We start from the raw sequence: 14,966 nt of genomic DNA, 5'->3' as shown, positions 1-14,966 counted from the left end.
GTCGAAATCAAGCGGTGCGCATCGGTTCCTTCATTGTCACCAGTTCTTCGGCCATCGTGGGGTGAACTGCAACCGTACGGTCAAAATCTTCCTTTGTGGCCCCCATCTTAACTGCAATCCCTGCCAATTGAATCATTTCGCCAGCATGATCTGCGACGATATGACAACCTAGCACCTTTCGGGTTGCGATGCTGACCACAAGTTTCATTAACACCCTGTCATCACGTCCGGCGAAAGCATGGTTCATTGGTTTGAAGCTGGTGCAGTAAATTTCGACCGGTTCGATGTCGCGTGCTTCCTCTTCGGTCAGGCCCACAGTACCCAGTTCAGGCTGCGTGAAGACAGCCGATGGGATCAGCGCGTGATCAACCGGAGTTGGATTGCCCTTAAAGACGGTTTCAACAAAGGCCATCCCTTCGCGGATCGCAACCGGCGTCAACTGCACCCGATTGGTCACATCGCCGATGGCATAGATCGAAGGTACCGCCGTCTGGCTGTATTCATCGACCATGATCTCACCCCGCCGCCCCACTTCGACACCGGTGGCTTGCAGCCCCATGTCGTCGGTGTTTGGTGCGCGGCCTGTTGCGAACATGACCTGATCAAAGACCTGCTCTGTCCCGTTGGTCGCCTTGACCCAGATACCTTTGCCGGTCCCGGCCCCGGACATGGCAACGGGGCGTCCGCCCTCCATCGGGACACCATGTGATGCACCTTCAAGATCAGCATCTGTGGCTTCGCGCATCTCGACGATGTTGGTGCCCAAATGAAGATCGACGCCTTTGGCTCGCATGCCTTCTGCGACGAGGCCGCGCGCCTCATCATCAAACCCCCGCAGGATTTGTGCGCCACGGTAGAATTGGGTCACTTTGACGCCAAGCCCATTGAGGATACCTGCAAATTCCGACGCGATATAACCGCCGCCGATAATCAAGATAGATTTTGGCATTTCCTTGAGCTGGAAAATCTCGTTCGAGGTGATGCCCAATTCTGCCCCCGGCATGTCGGGGATGACCGGGCGGCCGCCCGTGGCCACAAGGATATGTTTGGCCGTCACGTCTTTGCCGGTGGAAAGTGTGACTGTATGCGGGTCTTTCACCGTGGCGCGGGCATCCACGATTTCGACATTGGATCCGTCCAGCAGCTTGCGGTAAATCCCCTCTAACCGGTCGAGTTCGGTATTCAGCTTGGTGCTGAACTTTGGCCAATCAAATGGGCCATCCTGCACATCCCATCCGTAAGCACGGGCATCGTCGAACATCTCGGAATAGCCCGACGCAAAGACCATCAGCTTTTTGGGCACGCAGCCCCTGATCACACATGTGCCGCCCATGCGGTATTCTTCGGCGAGCGCCACTTTAGCCCCTGTGGCCGACGCAACGCGCGCAGCGCGCACACCGCCAGAGCCGCCACCAATGACGAAAAGATCGTAGTCAAAAGTCATGTGGTCACTCCGTTCGTGGCAGCCTCAGGCGGGCCGGATGGTAGATCAGGTCGCGCGGCATTGACCGCTGCGACAATCGCGTCAATAGCATCTGGGGTCAGAATCTTGCGGCCACAACCGACGTAACGATCTTTCACGTCACTTTGATGCCGGTAGGCAAAAACCAAGGCGCGCCGTTCGTCCCCCATGCTGGCCCATTGCAACGCGTTCCATTTAAAAGACACCGTGCGAAACGGACGCTCTAGCGTAAGACCGTCATCATCCAGCCGCCCCAGATTTTTGGCACGCAAATAGTTAAAGGCAATCACAGCAGCCCAGACCCCGCACAACACGCCGATCACCTTTTCAAGCAAGCTTTCGGAGGTGAAGAAGCTGTACCACAGCCAAGACAGCAACACGAAGTTCAGGACGATAAAGAAGTGCTGGCGCTGGGTGCGTTTGAATTCCATTGCCTAGAGATCAATCCGCAACATCGGCAAAGATATTATCATCGTCAAGCACATCAAAACGCACAACATTTGCCGTATTGTCAGTGATATCACGCGTTGTAACCCGCCCGTCGCCGTGGCCCACGATGACCGCATCGCAAATGTCGATGAACAAACCGTTTTCAACCACGCCGGGGATTTGGTTGATCACAAGGCTTAGCTGGCGCGGATTGGCGATCCGTTTGAGGTGCAGATCAAGGATAAAATTGCCCTCATCTGTCACAAAGGGGACATCCCCTTTCATGCGCAAAGTGACCTCGCGCCCCAATACATCCATACCAATCAGTGTTTCCTCGATCAGTCCTTGGGTCACAGGCAGACCAAATGGGATCACCTCAACCGGTAAAGGAAAGGCGCCCAGCGCTTCGACCTTTTTGCTGGCGTCTGCGATCACGATCATACGTTCGCTGGCCGTGGCCACCACTTTTTCACGCAGATGCGCGCCGCCGCCGCCTTTGATCAGGGTCAGGTCGCTGTCGTATTCATCCGTGCCATCGATTGTCACATCGAGCCACTTGGCCTCTTCCAGCGTGATCACCTCAATACCCACTTTTTGCGCAAGCAGCCCGGTGCGCTTGGAGGTGGGTACCCCTTTGATCTTGAGCCCCTCTTCGCGCGCCATTTCGCCCAGACATTGCACGAACCATTCGGCTGTGGAGCCTGTGCCCAGCCCCACTTTCATGCCGCTTTCAACATGCTCGGTCGCTTGTTTGGCCGCAACAAATTTGGCCTTTTCGATAGGGGACATTTCACGCGACATCAAACCACTCCTAAAAATACTACAGGGTGGTTATAGGCAAGAACACAGCGGGGTGCGAGGCCCCAATTGACGTTAGCGCAACCAACCATGTGGCGCGTGGTTTTTCCATGCTGAAACGTCGTATTTGACAAGCAGAACAGTGCATCCTTCGGATACCCATAGCGCATGACCCAAACCCTGCGCCCTGATCATACATCATTTTGCACCAGACTGGCGTTGGCACGCGCGCAACGCGCGGCCCCCTTAAGCTGTCATCCCTTAAAAGGAGCGGTGCTTTAATATGTTTCTATCCGTCTTTGATACGTTCAAGGTAGGTGTCGGACCGTCATCGTCCCATACAATTGGTCCGATGGTGGCCGCCGCCCGGTTTCTGGATCATTTGCGCGCGCAGCCTTTTGAGGTGGCCGGCGTGCAGGCATCTTTACATGGTAGTCTGGCCTTTACCGGTGTGGGTCATGCCACGGATCGTGCCGTGATCCTTGGTCTTGCAGGCATGCGGGCCGATGACTACGACGCGGCGAAGGCCGAAGCGGAATTGGCCCGGATTGAAACGGAACATACGGTGCAGCCCGACGGGCTGGGCGCGTTGATGTTTCATCCAAAGGATGATCTGATCTTTGACTATGGCCCCGCCTTGCCCGGCCATGCCAACGGGATGATCCTGCGCGGGACCGACCGCCAAGGCGATGTCATCACGCAGGTGACCTATTATTCGATTGGCGGCGGGTTCGTGTTGACCGAAGCAGAACTGGCCGCAGGCAAGGACAGTGACACCGGCGCGCCAGTCCCTTTCCCGTTCCATACCGCTCAAGAGATGCTGGATATGGCCGATATGTCTGGCAAGAGCATCGCCGAGATGAAGCGCACCAATGAGCTATCGCGCATGCCCGGCGCCGACCTTGACCGCGGCTTGGCCCGGATTTGGGAGGTGATGAACAATTGCATTACCCGTGGTCTGGAAACCGAAGGTATTTTGCCGGGTGGCCTGCATGTGCGCAGGCGCGCGAAGGGGATTTATGACGCGTTGCAGGCCGAGCGGGGCATGAACCTAACCGCCCCACATACAATTAATGACTTTATGTCCACCTATGCGATGGCCGTGAATGAAGAGAATGCGGCAGGCGGCCAAGTGGTCACAGCACCGACAAATGGAGCCGCAGGCGTTATCCCGGCCACAATCCGCTATTGGCTGGATCATGTGCCGGGGGCGACAATGGCCCGTGTGCCGGAGTTTTTGCTGACCGCCGCCGCCATTGGCGGGTTGATCAAGTATAACGCATCAATTTCCGGGGCGGAATGCGGCTGTCAGGCCGAGGTGGGCAGTGCCGCTGCGATGGCCGCAGCCGGCCTTGCGGCCGTTCTTGGCGGAACCCCGGAGCAGATTGAAAACGCGGCCGAAATTGCGCTGGAGCATCATTTAGGCATGACCTGCGATCCGGTGAAAGGGTTGGTGCAGGTGCCGTGCATTGAGCGCAATGGGCTGGGCGCGATCAAGGCTGTTTCTGCGGCGTCTTTGGCTTTGCGGGGAGATGGCGTGCATCTGGTATCGCTGGATGTCGCGATTGAGACGATGCGCCAAACCGGTGTGGATATGAGCGAGAAATACAAAGAAACCGCCTTGGGTGGTTTGGCCGTGAATGTGCCCAATTGCTGACGTGCGGTGCACGGCAGATAATTCCGATGCCTCCGGCGGGAGTTTTCGGGCCAAGATGAAGATTGGGGGTTGGGCATGATTGCTGCTTGGGTGATCGCCGCTTAGGGTGATCGTATGACGACCGACAGACCTTTTCTTGGTGTGATGTTGATGCTGGCCTTTTGTGTGCTGGCCCCTTTGGGTGACAGTATTGCAAAGCTGTTGGGCGGCGTTGTCGCACTGAATGTGTTGATCCTAGTCCGTTTTGGAGTGCAGGCCGTTATTTTGCTGCCTTTGGTCGCCCTTGGGGGGATGGGGTTTCGCTTACCGCCCGGTATTCTGGCATGGACGCTTATGCGCACCGTGCTGCATATTCTGGGGATTGGATTGATGTTCAGCGCCTTGCGTTATCTGCCCTTGGCCGATGCGCTTGCGATTGCCTTTGTGATGCCTTTTATCATGCTGCTGCTGGGCCATTTCGTGATGGGAGAGCATGTTGGGCTGCATCGTATGGTCGCCTGCAGCGTGGGGTTTATTGGCACCCTTTTGGTCATTCAACCGAATTTCGTAGCGGTTGGTTATCCTGCTTTGCTGCCATTGGGGGTGGCTGTGGTCTTTGCCCTGTTTATGATGGTGACCCGCAAGGTGGCCCGCGCGCTTGATCCGATTAAGCTGCAAGCGATCAGCGGTGTACAGGCGACGCTGATATTGGTTTTGGTGGTCGCCCTATGGCCTGCCCAATTTGGTGCGGTGTCATTTCAGTATGATGGCCAGACGTGGGGGTTCCTGGCGGCGCTTGGGCTGATTGGCACCTTTGCGCATTTGTTTATGACATGGAGCCTGCGGTTTGCCCCAGCTTCGACCCTTGCCCCGATGCAATATCTTGAGATCCCCTTTGGGACCGCCATTGGCTGGCTGATCTTTCACGATTTGCCCAATGGGATAGCCGCTATCGGCATTTGCATCACAGTGGGTGCTGGTCTTTATATCATCCTGCGCGAACGGCGGCTTGCGCAGCAATCGACAAAAGCGCCCGCGGCAGTGTGATCAGGACGGGCCCGTCTGTTTCAATCGTAACTTTACCGCCCAGCGCAACATTGGACGGACTGGTAAACCCGTTTGGCGTCATTACCGTCCGTGTGAATGGCCATTGCAGACCCGCGGCTGTGACCGTGGCCGTGCCCAAGGGCATAATCGACACCCGCGTGCCCTGCGCCGCTTGAAAGGTGGTCTGTCCCATCCTGGCCAGAAAACTTGCATCATCTGCATCAATCAGGATCACGGCTTTCTGCGGATACTGCGCGATGACGTTGAGCACCGAAAGCGTATGGTCCAACCGTGCGCCGGTGAACCCCAGTCCGAAGATCAAAGGCGCCGCAACACGCACCAGCGCTTTTTCAAAATCCGTCGTCGATTGTTCGGGCACCTCGTGCAGAATGTCGGCAAATGTGGTGCGGGCGTGATCCGAGAGGCTGTCCAGATCGCCAATGACCGCCGCAGGCGTGACGCTGGCCGCCAAAAGGTGATCCGCCCCGCTATCAACACCGACAAAAGCCTCTACTTGAGACCAGATTGCCACAATTGCCTCATTTTCAATCGGTCCGCCGCCCACAAGACAGAGCGATTTATGACTTGAAACAATGGTATTATTTCGCAATGATTGCACCTCAGATCACAAACATTCCTCAAAAGGGTCACATTATGATCCTCAATGGAACGTGTTGTTGTTTTCAATTAAGAACCAATGTGTGTCCAGCGCTTGCCGCTGATCAATGAGAGAAAGCGCTTATTTATGGATGAGAATAATCAAGTTCTTGATGTAACCTATGGCAACTTTTCCTGTCGGCTGGAAGGGTTCGACGATTCTGTCGAAACCATGAAAGTTGTTGTGTCTTTCTTTCACGATCTGGCCGGGCATGACCGGTTTATGGACACCGCGCCATTGGCCCCTGACATGGAGACCTTGGCCCGCTTGACCGAAGAGCAAACCGGTCAGCCCGTGGATGTCGAAGGCTATGACAACAAAGTCAGCCTGCGTGCGCGCACTGAGGCAGCCGCAGATGACGTGATCAGCGAAGATGATGCCGAAGAGATTGTCGATGACCCGGTGGTTGATGCCGTTGAAGACATTGAGGCGCTTGATGATGAGGCTGGTGACGTTGCCGAGGATATGTCCAGTGTCGCAGATAAATTGCAGCGCATGCGCGCCGCTGCCGCGCGCAAGGTGCCCTCTGTCAGCGATGAGTATGCCGAAGACCTGACCGAGGCCGCCCCGGCCGCTGCCGTGAACCCGCTGTCGCAGCGGTTGAACGAGTTGGTGCAGCGCACAACGCAGGCCGATGAGGTCGATGAGACGGAAGACGATCTGGCCGCGACTGACTTTGCCGAAGGCGACGTTGTGACCGATGATGCCGAGGATGATACAGACCAAGCTGAGATGGCCGCGGACGCGGCCGAAGAGGTAGAGGCCGCTGACGCCGATGATGAAGATATCACGGTTGCAACGGACGAGATGGACGACGCAGCCGAGGCTGAAGTCACGCCCACCGAGGACGCAGTAGAAGAAGAAGCGGAGGCGACCGAAGAACAAGAGGTAGCCGAGGCCGATTTAACCGAAGACGCAGCCGACGGCGATGCATTCGATGCTGATGATATGAACGTCTTTACCGAAATTGCGCAAGAACAAGAGGTTGCCGAAGACGCAGCACCTGTCGATGCTTTCATCTTGGATGATCCTATTGTGCCAGCCGCCGGTGCCGACGATGAAGAGCCTGTTTCTGCGGACATGTCAGAAGAAGAGACAACCGATGAGGATGCCGAGTTGGACGCATTCCTTGCCGAAGAAGACACCGCAGAGGACGACACCGTATCAGAGGCTGATAACGATGAGATCGCAGATACCGCCCCAGTCAGCACACCGTTGGTTCTGACACCTGCCGATGAAGCCGTTGATGCGCCTGAACCAGAGCATGATGACTACAATGACGACGATGAATTCGATCTTGAGGCAGAGGTCGCCAAGGTAGAGGCCGAGATTGCCGCACGCAGAGGGAATACCTTTGCAGAGCGTGGTCTGCCCCGCCACGTTGAAGATGCCATGAGCCGGATCATGTCGCAGACGGATCAGCATCTCAATCAGCCGGAAAACCGCCGTCATCGCGATGCGTTTGCGCAGTTAAAGGCTGCCGTTGCCGCAACAGAGGCCGCCCGCCAGCTAGGCGATCAGGGTGCCGATAAGCGTGATCCAGATGAGGTCTACAAAGACGATCTTGGTGCGCATGGCGACCACGAAAAAGGAGAGCGCGCCCTGTCGACACCGCTGAAGCTGGTGAAATCGCAGGAAGTGCAACCAGAAGAGCCAACTGTGGATGAGGACACGCCACAGGCCGAGGCCCCTGCTACGCCTGAGCCAACAGAGGTAGAAACTGGCACATCAGCGCGTTTGCGCAAGATTGCAACGCTGAAAGAGACTGAGGTCTCTGACAGTGGTGATGACTTTGCGGCGTTTTTGGCGTCTCACGGCGTGGACGACCTGACCGACCAATTGGAAGCCGCCGCTGCCTATATCTGTTTTGTCGAAGGCGATGCGGATTTTTCCCGGCCACAGGTCATGAAAATGGTGCAATCCGCATCGGATGCCGAGATTTCGCGCGAAGATGGATTGCGTAGCTTTGGCCGCTTGTTGCGGCAGGCCCGTTTGGTCAAGCTTGCCAGTGGCCGTTTTCAGGTATCGGAAAACACGCAGTTCCGGCCCGATGACAGTCAGGCCGCGCAAGGCTGATCTGCTTAGGCAGAAAAATGCAAAAGGGCGGGGTTTTCCCCGCCTTTTTTGATGCCGTTATGTTGGTTCACCGGGTTGATTTGATGCGCCCGCCATTGCAGCTGCGACGGGCAACGGCAGCTTACCGCCGTGCGCAGCGGTCAGGCGATACACCTTATCAGGGCTGTTGTGGTGGTTCATCCGGGTCGGGCTGCCCGATCCCTTTGAACACCCATTTCAACGGGAAGGCCCAGCCGATGCCCAAGGCAACATAGATGAAAAATTCCACCACCAGAGGAAAGCGCACCTCTTGTGTCATCATATAGCTCATCACGGTTGCCGCCACGATGATGTAGATTGGCAGGCCAACCACTAGCACAAAGAGGGCCAGTTTTTTCCGTGCTTTATAGGTCATCTATCCCTCAGTCCGCGAATGGGTCTGTCACCAGAATGGTGTCGTCTCTTTCAGGTGAGGTGGAAACTAGGGCGACGGGGCATTGGATCAACTCTTCGATACGGCGCACATATTTGATTGCCTGTGCGGGCAGATCAGCCCAAGACCGTGCGCCTTCCGTCGACTGTGACCAACCTTCGATCTCTTCGTAGATCGGCTTGCAGCGCGCCTGTTGATCGGCAGCGGTTGGCAAATAGTCGCGTGTTTCCCCGTCGAGTTCGTAGCCGACGCAAATCTTGAGCACCTCAAAGCCGTCCAAAACATCCAGCTTAGTCAATGAGATACCGGTCACGCCTGATGTTGCGCAAGTCTGACGCACCAAGGCTGCGTCGAACCAGCCGCAGCGCCGCTTGCGCCCGGTCACTGTGCCGAATTCGTGACCGCGCGTGCCAAGCCGGTGTCCGTCTTCATCGTCCAACTCGGTTGGGAAAGGACCTTCGCCAACGCGCGTGGTGTAGGCTTTGACGATGCCAAGCACGTAATCAATTGCGTTTGGCCCGACGCCGACGCCCGTGGCGGCCTGCCCGGCGATGACGTTTGAGGATGTCACAAACGGGTATGTGCCAAAATCGATATCAAGGAGCGCACCCTGCGCCCCCTCGAAAAGGATACGCTTGCCTGCTTTGCGCTTTTCGTTGAGCACTTTCCAAACCGGCGCGGCGTAGGGCAGAATTTCGGTAGCAATCTCTTTGAGTTGCGCCACAAGCGCATCACGATCCACCGGTTCAATGCCGAGGCCCTTGCGCAGCGGGTCGTGGTGTTGGAGCGCGCGGTCAACGCGGGCTTCCAATGTCGCCTGATCCGCGAGGTCAGCGACGCGCACAGAACGGCGCCCTACTTTGTCCTCGTATGCCGGACCGATGCCACGTCCTGTCGTGCCGATCTTGGTGCCTTTGCTGGCGGCCTCTTCGCGCGCGCGATCCAACTCGCCGTGGATTGGCAGGATAAGGGGGGTATTTTCGGCAATCATCAAGGTCTCTGGGTTGATCGCTACGCCCTGTTCTTGAATAGAGGCGATCTCTTTGACCAAGTGCCATGGGTCCAGCACCACGCCATTGCCGATCACCGACAGCTTGCCGCCACGCACAACGCCAGATGGCAGTGCATTCAGCTTGAAAACCTCGCCATCAATCACAAGCGTGTGGCCCGCATTATGCCCGCCTTGAAAGCGCGCGATCACATCGGCCCGTTCCGAAAGCCAGTCAACGATCTTGCCTTTGCCTTCATCGCCCCACTGGGCACCGACGACCACAACATTTGCCATAAGATTCTTTTCCCTCGAAGATTGCGTTCCCCCTATATCGGCGCACCGGGTCTGGGGAAACCGCAAACTTGCGTTAGGTAGTTTGGCCAAGGTCTTTGCACGGATCGCCGTACAAGCGTGTGGGGCTCACAGCGGTCAATGATAGCTGGGAGCCCATTTACTGGATGCTGCACAATTCACGAATGTCTGCTATCGGTGCTTGAGCAGATCGGCCAAGTGGTCAATTTGATCACTAGACTCGAAGTGGCCTTCCGCTAACCACAAAACAGCCTCGCATACCTCTTGTTCACCGACGCGCTCGGCGCCTTCGCCGAAAGCAATCTGTTCAAAATCAGCAGGGGAACACACAAATATGCTTCGTCGGTTGATCTCATCTATGAAGCAGGTAAATCCGGACTGAACAAGAACTCTGGCAGCCCTCTCAAGGCCACCTGCACACTTGTTGTCGAAGGTTTCGATCAGCCCATCAACGGCATGACGTTCGGTGTGGTAATGAAGGTCAAAGATACAATTCGCTAGCGCCAAGAGCCGCCCTGAGTGCGAATTTTCCGGTCTGGGTTTCCAAGAAGGTAGATCATGCATGCTACTATGATGTCGAGCGATGGCGATGACCGCAACTTCGATTTTACCTTAACAGAGCCGCCATTGAACAAGCCCCGTGGAAGAACGGCAATGTCCAGCATACCAGCCAAACAACATTTTGTTGACGGTTCGATCCTCGTGGCGCTTAAAGACAAACCCGACGATTTTCGTAGCGAAAGCGCGAGTGCTCTGCACGCCACCGATAGACGCCCCAAAACTCTGGACACCGCCATGCCTCCCCTGCATTGTCGCCTCACCAAAAAGAAGTGAGGTATATCATGGGTTTCGTCATCCGTTGGATTTTTGCGTTTTTGCTGTTGTCCGCGACTTATAATCCGACCGATTGGAACTATGTCCGTTGGTCGATGAACAACGCAGACACCAATCTATCGATGACGGTTCTGTTGGGACTCGTCCTTTTTGTGGGCTACATCATATACCTGCGCGCCACCCTGCGTTCGATCGGCATTTTCGGGATGGTTCTCATTTTGGCAGTGGTGGGCACGCTGTTATGGGTGTTGTTTGATCAAGGGGTGATCAACCTTGATAATCCGTCGATCAATGCGTGGATTGGCATCTTTGCCCTTTCCATTGTTTTGGCGGTCGGTCTGTCATGGTCCATTGTGCGTCGCAAGCTGACCGGACAAGCTGACATGGACGATGTTGACGAATGACCACGTTTTCGGGGGTTGCGGGGAAGCCTTACAGCTTTTAGATACCGCTTGTTCGCGAACGCCCCGAAAGGCCCCCTGAATGGAAAACGTCGTCCTTATCATCCATCTGATCCTTGCGCTTAGCCTCATCGGTACTGTGCTTTTGCAGCGCTCTGAGGGTGGTGGTCTTGGCATGGGCGGCGGTGGCGGCGCGACAGGATCGCGCCCTGCAGCCACAGCAATGAGCAAGTTTACCTGGGCTTTGGCCGTCGCATTTATCTGCACATCCATTGCGCTGACACTGATTGCAGCAAGCAATACAGCCGGGTCATCGGTCGTTGATCAATTGGGGATTGACCCTGGCAGCGATGCGCCATTGTTGCCTGACTTGGGTGATAGTCTGCTGCCGCCATCGCTCGGCGACGACGATCCTTTGGTGCCTTCAAGCGAATAATTACTATCAGTTGTCCTGCCGCGACGTTGGGCAACATGATGTTGGGTCAGTGGTTGCCAATCGCGCCCGAATCCGCTACACGTCAAATCCCGTGATGATGCGTATTTTCGGGTGCGCTTTCCCACAGATTTGGAATTTTTCACGGGGGTCCCCTGCCAATGGCGCGTTTCATTTTTATTACCGGCGGCGTTGTCTCCTCTCTTGGGAAGGGTCTTGCCTCGGCGGCTTTGGGTGCGTTGTTGCAAGCCCGTGGTTATTCGGTGCGCCTGCGCAAACTGGACCCCTATCTTAACGTTGACCCCGGCACGATGTCACCGTTTGAGCATGGCGAAGTCTTCGTCACTGACGACGGGGCCGAGACCGATCTGGACCTTGGCCACTATGAGCGTTTTACCGGCGTGCCTGCCCGCAACACGGATTCGGTCAGTTCAGGGCGCATCTATTCCACCGTATTGGAAAAGGAACGCCGGGGCGATTATCTGGGCAAGACCATTCAGGTGGTGCCGCATGTCACCAATCAGATCAAAGAGTTTCTGGCCATCGGCGAAGATGAAGTTGACTTCATGCTTTGCGAAATTGGCGGCACAGTCGGTGACATCGAAGGCCTGCCATTCTTTGAAGCGATCCGTCAGTTCGCCCATGACAAACCCCGCGGTCAGTGCATTTTCATGCATCTGACGCTGTTGCCCTATCTGGCCGCCAGTGGTGAGTTGAAGACGAAGCCAACCCAGCACTCGGTCAAGGAATTGCAGTCGATTGGCATTGCACCGGATATTCTGGTCTGCCGCTCCGAACAGCCGATCCCTGAAAAAGAGCGCGAAAAGATTGCCCTGTTTTGTAACGTGCGTAAGCAGTGTGTTGTGGCCGCCTATGACCTTAAGTCAATTTATGAGGCGCCGCTCGCTTACCATGAGCAGGGCCTTGATCAGGCGGTGCTGGATGCCTTTGGCATCTCCCCCGCCCCGCAGCCGAAACTGGATATCTGGCATGATGTCTATCACCGCGTTCATAATCCTGAAGGTAAGGTGAAAGTTGCCATTGTTGGCAAATATACCCAGCTTGAGGATGCCTATAAATCCATTGCAGAGGCGCTGACCCATGGCGGGATGGCCAATAGAGTGAAGGTCAAGATCGAGTGGGTCGACGCAGAGCTTTTTGATAATGAGGACGCGACGCCATATCTGCAGGGGTTCCATGCCATCCTCGTGCCCGGCGGTTTTGGCGAACGCGGCACTGAGGGCAAGATCAAGGCGGCACAATTCGCCCGCGAAAAGAAGATCCCCTATCTGGGCATCTGTCTAGGGATGCAAATGGCCGTGATCGAAGCGGCCCGCAACGTGGCTGGTATGGCCAAGGCGGGCTCCGAAGAATTTGACCATGAGGCTGGAAAAAAGCGTTTTGAACCGGTTGTTTATCACCTCAAAGAGTGGGTACAGGGCAATCACAAGGTCGCCCGAAAGGCCGATGATGATAAAGGTGGCACCATGCGTCTGGGCGCCTATGATGCCACTCTGACCGATGGCTCCAAGGTCGCTGAGGTCTATGGTGGGACGGCGATCGAAGAACGCCACCGCCACCGTTATGAGGTCGATATCAAATATCGTGAAACGCTTGAAAAAGTAGGGCTGAAGTTTTCCGGCATGTCACCCGATGGCAAACTGCCCGAAATCGTGGAATGGTTGGATCATCCGTGGTTCATTGGTGTGCAGTTTCACCCAGAACTAAAGTCCAAACCCTTTGCCCCGCATCCGCTGTTTGCCGATTTCGTGCGGGCGGCGGTGGAAACATCGCGTTTGGTTTAGGATCAGAACCCCAGCGTGATCCGCCGCGTCAGGACAATGCTGCCACTGAAAAGATCATCTGACTGGGTGATGGGGCTATCGGCGGCATCGTCCAGCAGTTGGTCGTATTGCAAGGTGCCAACAACCTGCCAGTCATCATTGATCGCATAGGTTGCTTCGGCCTTGGCGCCTGCGCTCATCAAACCGCCTGCTGCGTCGAAGGCGTCAAAGCTGCTTGCGGCGCTTTCGTCGGCGGTCACACCAAAGTAGGTTTGTGCATAATCCGCGTCCCCGAACAAGATACGCGGCCCTGCCTTGAAAGTCAGCTGATCGCTGGGTTGGTAGAAGATGTCGGATCCCAGTTCGGCGACGAAGGCTTCGTGCCCGATGGCACCGTATCGTAGCTTGGCAAACACTTCGTAATCGGCTGTGCGAAAGGCCAGCCCTCCACCGATCTCAAGCGTGGGATCAATGTCATCCAGCCCGGTCAGTTCATCAAAATCATCCGCACTGCGTGCGCCGATAAAGCGGATGGATGGGGAAAACCGCAGCCCCGTTGCCCGGTCACGGCGATCGCGGGAAATGTCGCCAAACTGAAATCGTTCTAGCTGGAATTTCGGACGCACCCCGATATCATAGTCTTCATCACCGAAGTAGCCCGGCCCTATTGATGGACCCAGCCCAAAGCGAAACTCAATGCCATTTGCCTGCTCTTGTGCTGCTGCGGCCAGCGGTACTGTAAGCAGCACGGTCGACAGGATGAGGCGGTTCAACATGTTCTGGCCCTTCATTGTTGGACAACAGGGTAGCCCACCACATCAGCCAAGCAACCCTTTGCAATGATAGACAGCGCAGTCTTGCTGCTCTAAGCCCGTGTTGCAGATCAAAGGACCGCTGATGCTTTCGTATCAACATATTTATCATGCCGGAAATCTGGCTGACGTGCATAAGCACAGCATGCTGGCATGGGCCTTGTCCTATATGATCCGCAAAGACAAACCCCTGTCCTATTTGGAAACGCATGCAGGCCGTGGTCTTTATGATTTGCAAGATGATGCGGCCCTGAAAACGGGCGAAGCCGCCAAGGGCATTGCGTTGGCGCAAAGCTGGTTCCCGTCTGATCACCCCTATGTGCAGGTCTTGGACCGCATTCATGCCAAACACGGGGCCAGTGCTTATCCCGGCTCTCCCTTGATTGCTGCCGAAAGCCTGCGCCCTGTCGACACGATACACCTGTCTGAGTTGCATCCGCAGGAATTTGCAGCCCTTGAGAATAACATGGGCCCCTATGGCGGCATCTTTCGCCAAAAAGACGGGTGGGAGATGGCGATGTCGCTGTGCCCGCCTGAGCCCCGCCGGGGACTGCTGCTGATTGATCCCTCGTTTGAGGTGAAATCAGATTATGACACCATCCCCGGCACGATTGCCAAGTTGCACCGCAAATGGGGGGTCGGCGTGATCATGCTGTGGTATCCAATCCTGACTGACGCGCCGCACGCCCCGATGATCAACGCCCTGCAAGCGGCTGTGCCGGGTGCTGTGACACATGAGGTTCGTTTTCCCCCGGCCCGGCCCGGTCACCATATGGTCGGCTCTGGTCTGTTTGCAGTGAATGCACCTTATGGATTTACTGAAGAAGCTGCGCGACTGACTGCCCTCTTTCAAGACCGGCTTTCCCGCCTTATGTAGGACA

16 protein-coding genes are annotated in these 14,966 nt (G+C 56.0%); 9 read left to right on the top strand and 7 right to left on the bottom strand.

The genetic code is table 11. From position 1 onward, the window contains the following. Window positions 1–7 precede the first annotated feature (7 nt). From BC777_RS00340 to rpiA, 3 genes are read right to left on the bottom strand one after another with little or no spacing between them, the layout of a single operon-like run. Window positions 8–1,444 (bottom strand): FAD-dependent oxidoreductase, encoded by a 1,437-nt coding sequence (locus BC777_RS00340; RefSeq protein WP_100366192.1) that lies wholly within the window; start codon window positions 1,442–1,444, stop codon window positions 8–10. After that, a complete protein-coding gene (locus tag BC777_RS00335; protein WP_100366191.1) occupies window positions 1,441–1,893 on the bottom strand; it encodes a PH domain-containing protein in 453 nt (150 codons plus the stop codon). Before BC777_RS00335 ends, BC777_RS00340 begins: the two co-directional genes overlap by 4 nt. 10 nt (window positions 1,894–1,903) lie before the next feature. Next, complete coding sequence (gene rpiA, locus BC777_RS00330; protein WP_100366190.1) at window positions 1,904–2,692, bottom strand: ribose-5-phosphate isomerase RpiA; 789 nt, start codon at window positions 2,690–2,692, stop codon at window positions 1,904–1,906. A 280-nt stretch (window positions 2,693–2,972) separates the two neighbouring features. On the opposite strand from rpiA, the gene BC777_RS00325 reads away from it, so the two are divergent. Next, entirely contained in the window at window positions 2,973–4,346 is a 1,374-nt protein-coding gene (locus BC777_RS00325; RefSeq protein WP_100366189.1) for an L-serine ammonia-lyase, read from the top strand. 114 nt (window positions 4,347–4,460) lie between these two features. After that, window positions 4,461–5,372, top strand: a complete 912-nt coding sequence (locus BC777_RS00320; RefSeq protein WP_100366188.1) for a DMT family transporter — start codon at window positions 4,461–4,463, stop codon at window positions 5,370–5,372. Here the strand turns inward: BC777_RS00320 and BC777_RS00315 are convergent. Next, on the bottom strand, window positions 5,314–5,904 hold the full coding sequence (locus BC777_RS00315) for a thiamine diphosphokinase (protein ID WP_245834085.1): 591 nt from the start codon (window positions 5,902–5,904) through the stop codon (window positions 5,314–5,316). The genes BC777_RS00320 and BC777_RS00315 overlap by 59 nt on opposite strands. A 213-nt stretch (window positions 5,905–6,117) precedes the next feature. Here BC777_RS00315 and BC777_RS00310 point away from each other — a divergent pair, with 213 nt between their 5' ends. Further along, window positions 6,118–8,106 carry a hypothetical protein gene (locus BC777_RS00310; RefSeq protein WP_100366186.1) on the top strand — a complete coding sequence of 663 codons (1,989 nt, stop codon included), beginning with the start codon at window positions 6,118–6,120 and terminating at the stop codon, window positions 8,104–8,106. 157 nt (window positions 8,107–8,263) lie between these two features. Here BC777_RS00310 and BC777_RS00305 read toward each other — a convergent pair whose 3' ends face one another. Both BC777_RS00305 and BC777_RS00300 read right to left on the bottom strand, forming a co-directional pair. Further along, on the bottom strand, window positions 8,264–8,500 hold the full coding sequence (locus BC777_RS00305; RefSeq protein WP_100366185.1) for a DUF2842 domain-containing protein: 237 nt from the start codon (window positions 8,498–8,500) through the stop codon (window positions 8,264–8,266). A gap of 7 nt (window positions 8,501–8,507) precedes the next feature. Next, window positions 8,508–9,803, bottom strand: a complete 1,296-nt coding sequence (locus tag BC777_RS00300) for an adenylosuccinate synthase (protein WP_100366184.1) — start codon at window positions 9,801–9,803, stop codon at window positions 8,508–8,510. A gap of 282 nt (window positions 9,804–10,085) precedes the next feature. On the opposite strand from BC777_RS00300, the gene BC777_RS00295 reads away from it, so the two are divergent. The 5 genes from BC777_RS00295 to pyrG all read left to right on the top strand — a co-directional run bounded on the left by BC777_RS00295 (window position 10,086) and on the right by pyrG (window position 13,294). After that, entirely contained in the window at window positions 10,086–10,322 is a 237-nt protein-coding gene (locus BC777_RS00295; protein ID WP_100366183.1) for a hypothetical protein, read from the top strand. Window positions 10,323–10,391: 69 nt separating this feature from the next. Next, window positions 10,392–10,655, top strand: a complete 264-nt coding sequence (locus BC777_RS00290) for a hypothetical protein (RefSeq protein WP_168769022.1) — start codon at window positions 10,392–10,394, stop codon at window positions 10,653–10,655. Between the two features lie 8 nt (window positions 10,656–10,663). After that, window positions 10,664–11,059 carry a DUF6524 family protein gene (locus tag BC777_RS00285; RefSeq protein ID WP_100366181.1) on the top strand — a complete coding sequence of 132 codons (396 nt, stop codon included), beginning with the start codon at window positions 10,664–10,666 and terminating at the stop codon, window positions 11,057–11,059. Window positions 11,060–11,138: 79 nt separating this feature from the next. Next, complete coding sequence (gene secG / locus BC777_RS00280; protein WP_100366180.1) at window positions 11,139–11,492, top strand: preprotein translocase subunit SecG; 354 nt, start codon at window positions 11,139–11,141, stop codon at window positions 11,490–11,492. A gap of 158 nt (window positions 11,493–11,650) precedes the next feature. Next, window positions 11,651–13,294, top strand: a complete 1,644-nt coding sequence (gene pyrG / locus BC777_RS00275; RefSeq protein ID WP_100366179.1) for a CTP synthase — start codon at window positions 11,651–11,653, stop codon at window positions 13,292–13,294. A gap of 2 nt (window positions 13,295–13,296) precedes the next feature. Here the strand turns inward: pyrG and BC777_RS00270 are convergent, their stop codons facing one another. Continuing rightward, on the bottom strand, window positions 13,297–14,049 hold the full coding sequence (locus BC777_RS00270; RefSeq protein ID WP_168769021.1) for a MipA/OmpV family protein: 753 nt from the start codon (window positions 14,047–14,049) through the stop codon (window positions 13,297–13,299). 121 nt (window positions 14,050–14,170) lie between these two features. On the opposite strand from BC777_RS00270, the gene rlmJ reads away from it, so the two are divergent. Then, the gene (rlmJ, locus tag BC777_RS00265) at window positions 14,171–14,962 is read left to right on the top strand and encodes a 23S rRNA (adenine(2030)-N(6))-methyltransferase RlmJ (RefSeq protein WP_100366177.1); all 792 of its coding nucleotides are present in this window, start codon (window positions 14,171–14,173) and stop codon (window positions 14,960–14,962) included. Window positions 14,963–14,966: the final 4 nt, after the last annotated feature.

This window comes from Yoonia maricola, from assembly GCF_002797915.1.
In the GTDB taxonomy this organism is placed as follows: Bacteria; Pseudomonadota; Alphaproteobacteria; order Rhodobacterales; family Rhodobacteraceae; genus Yoonia; species Yoonia maricola.
This window is presented reverse-complemented; position numbering and strand designations above follow the sequence as displayed.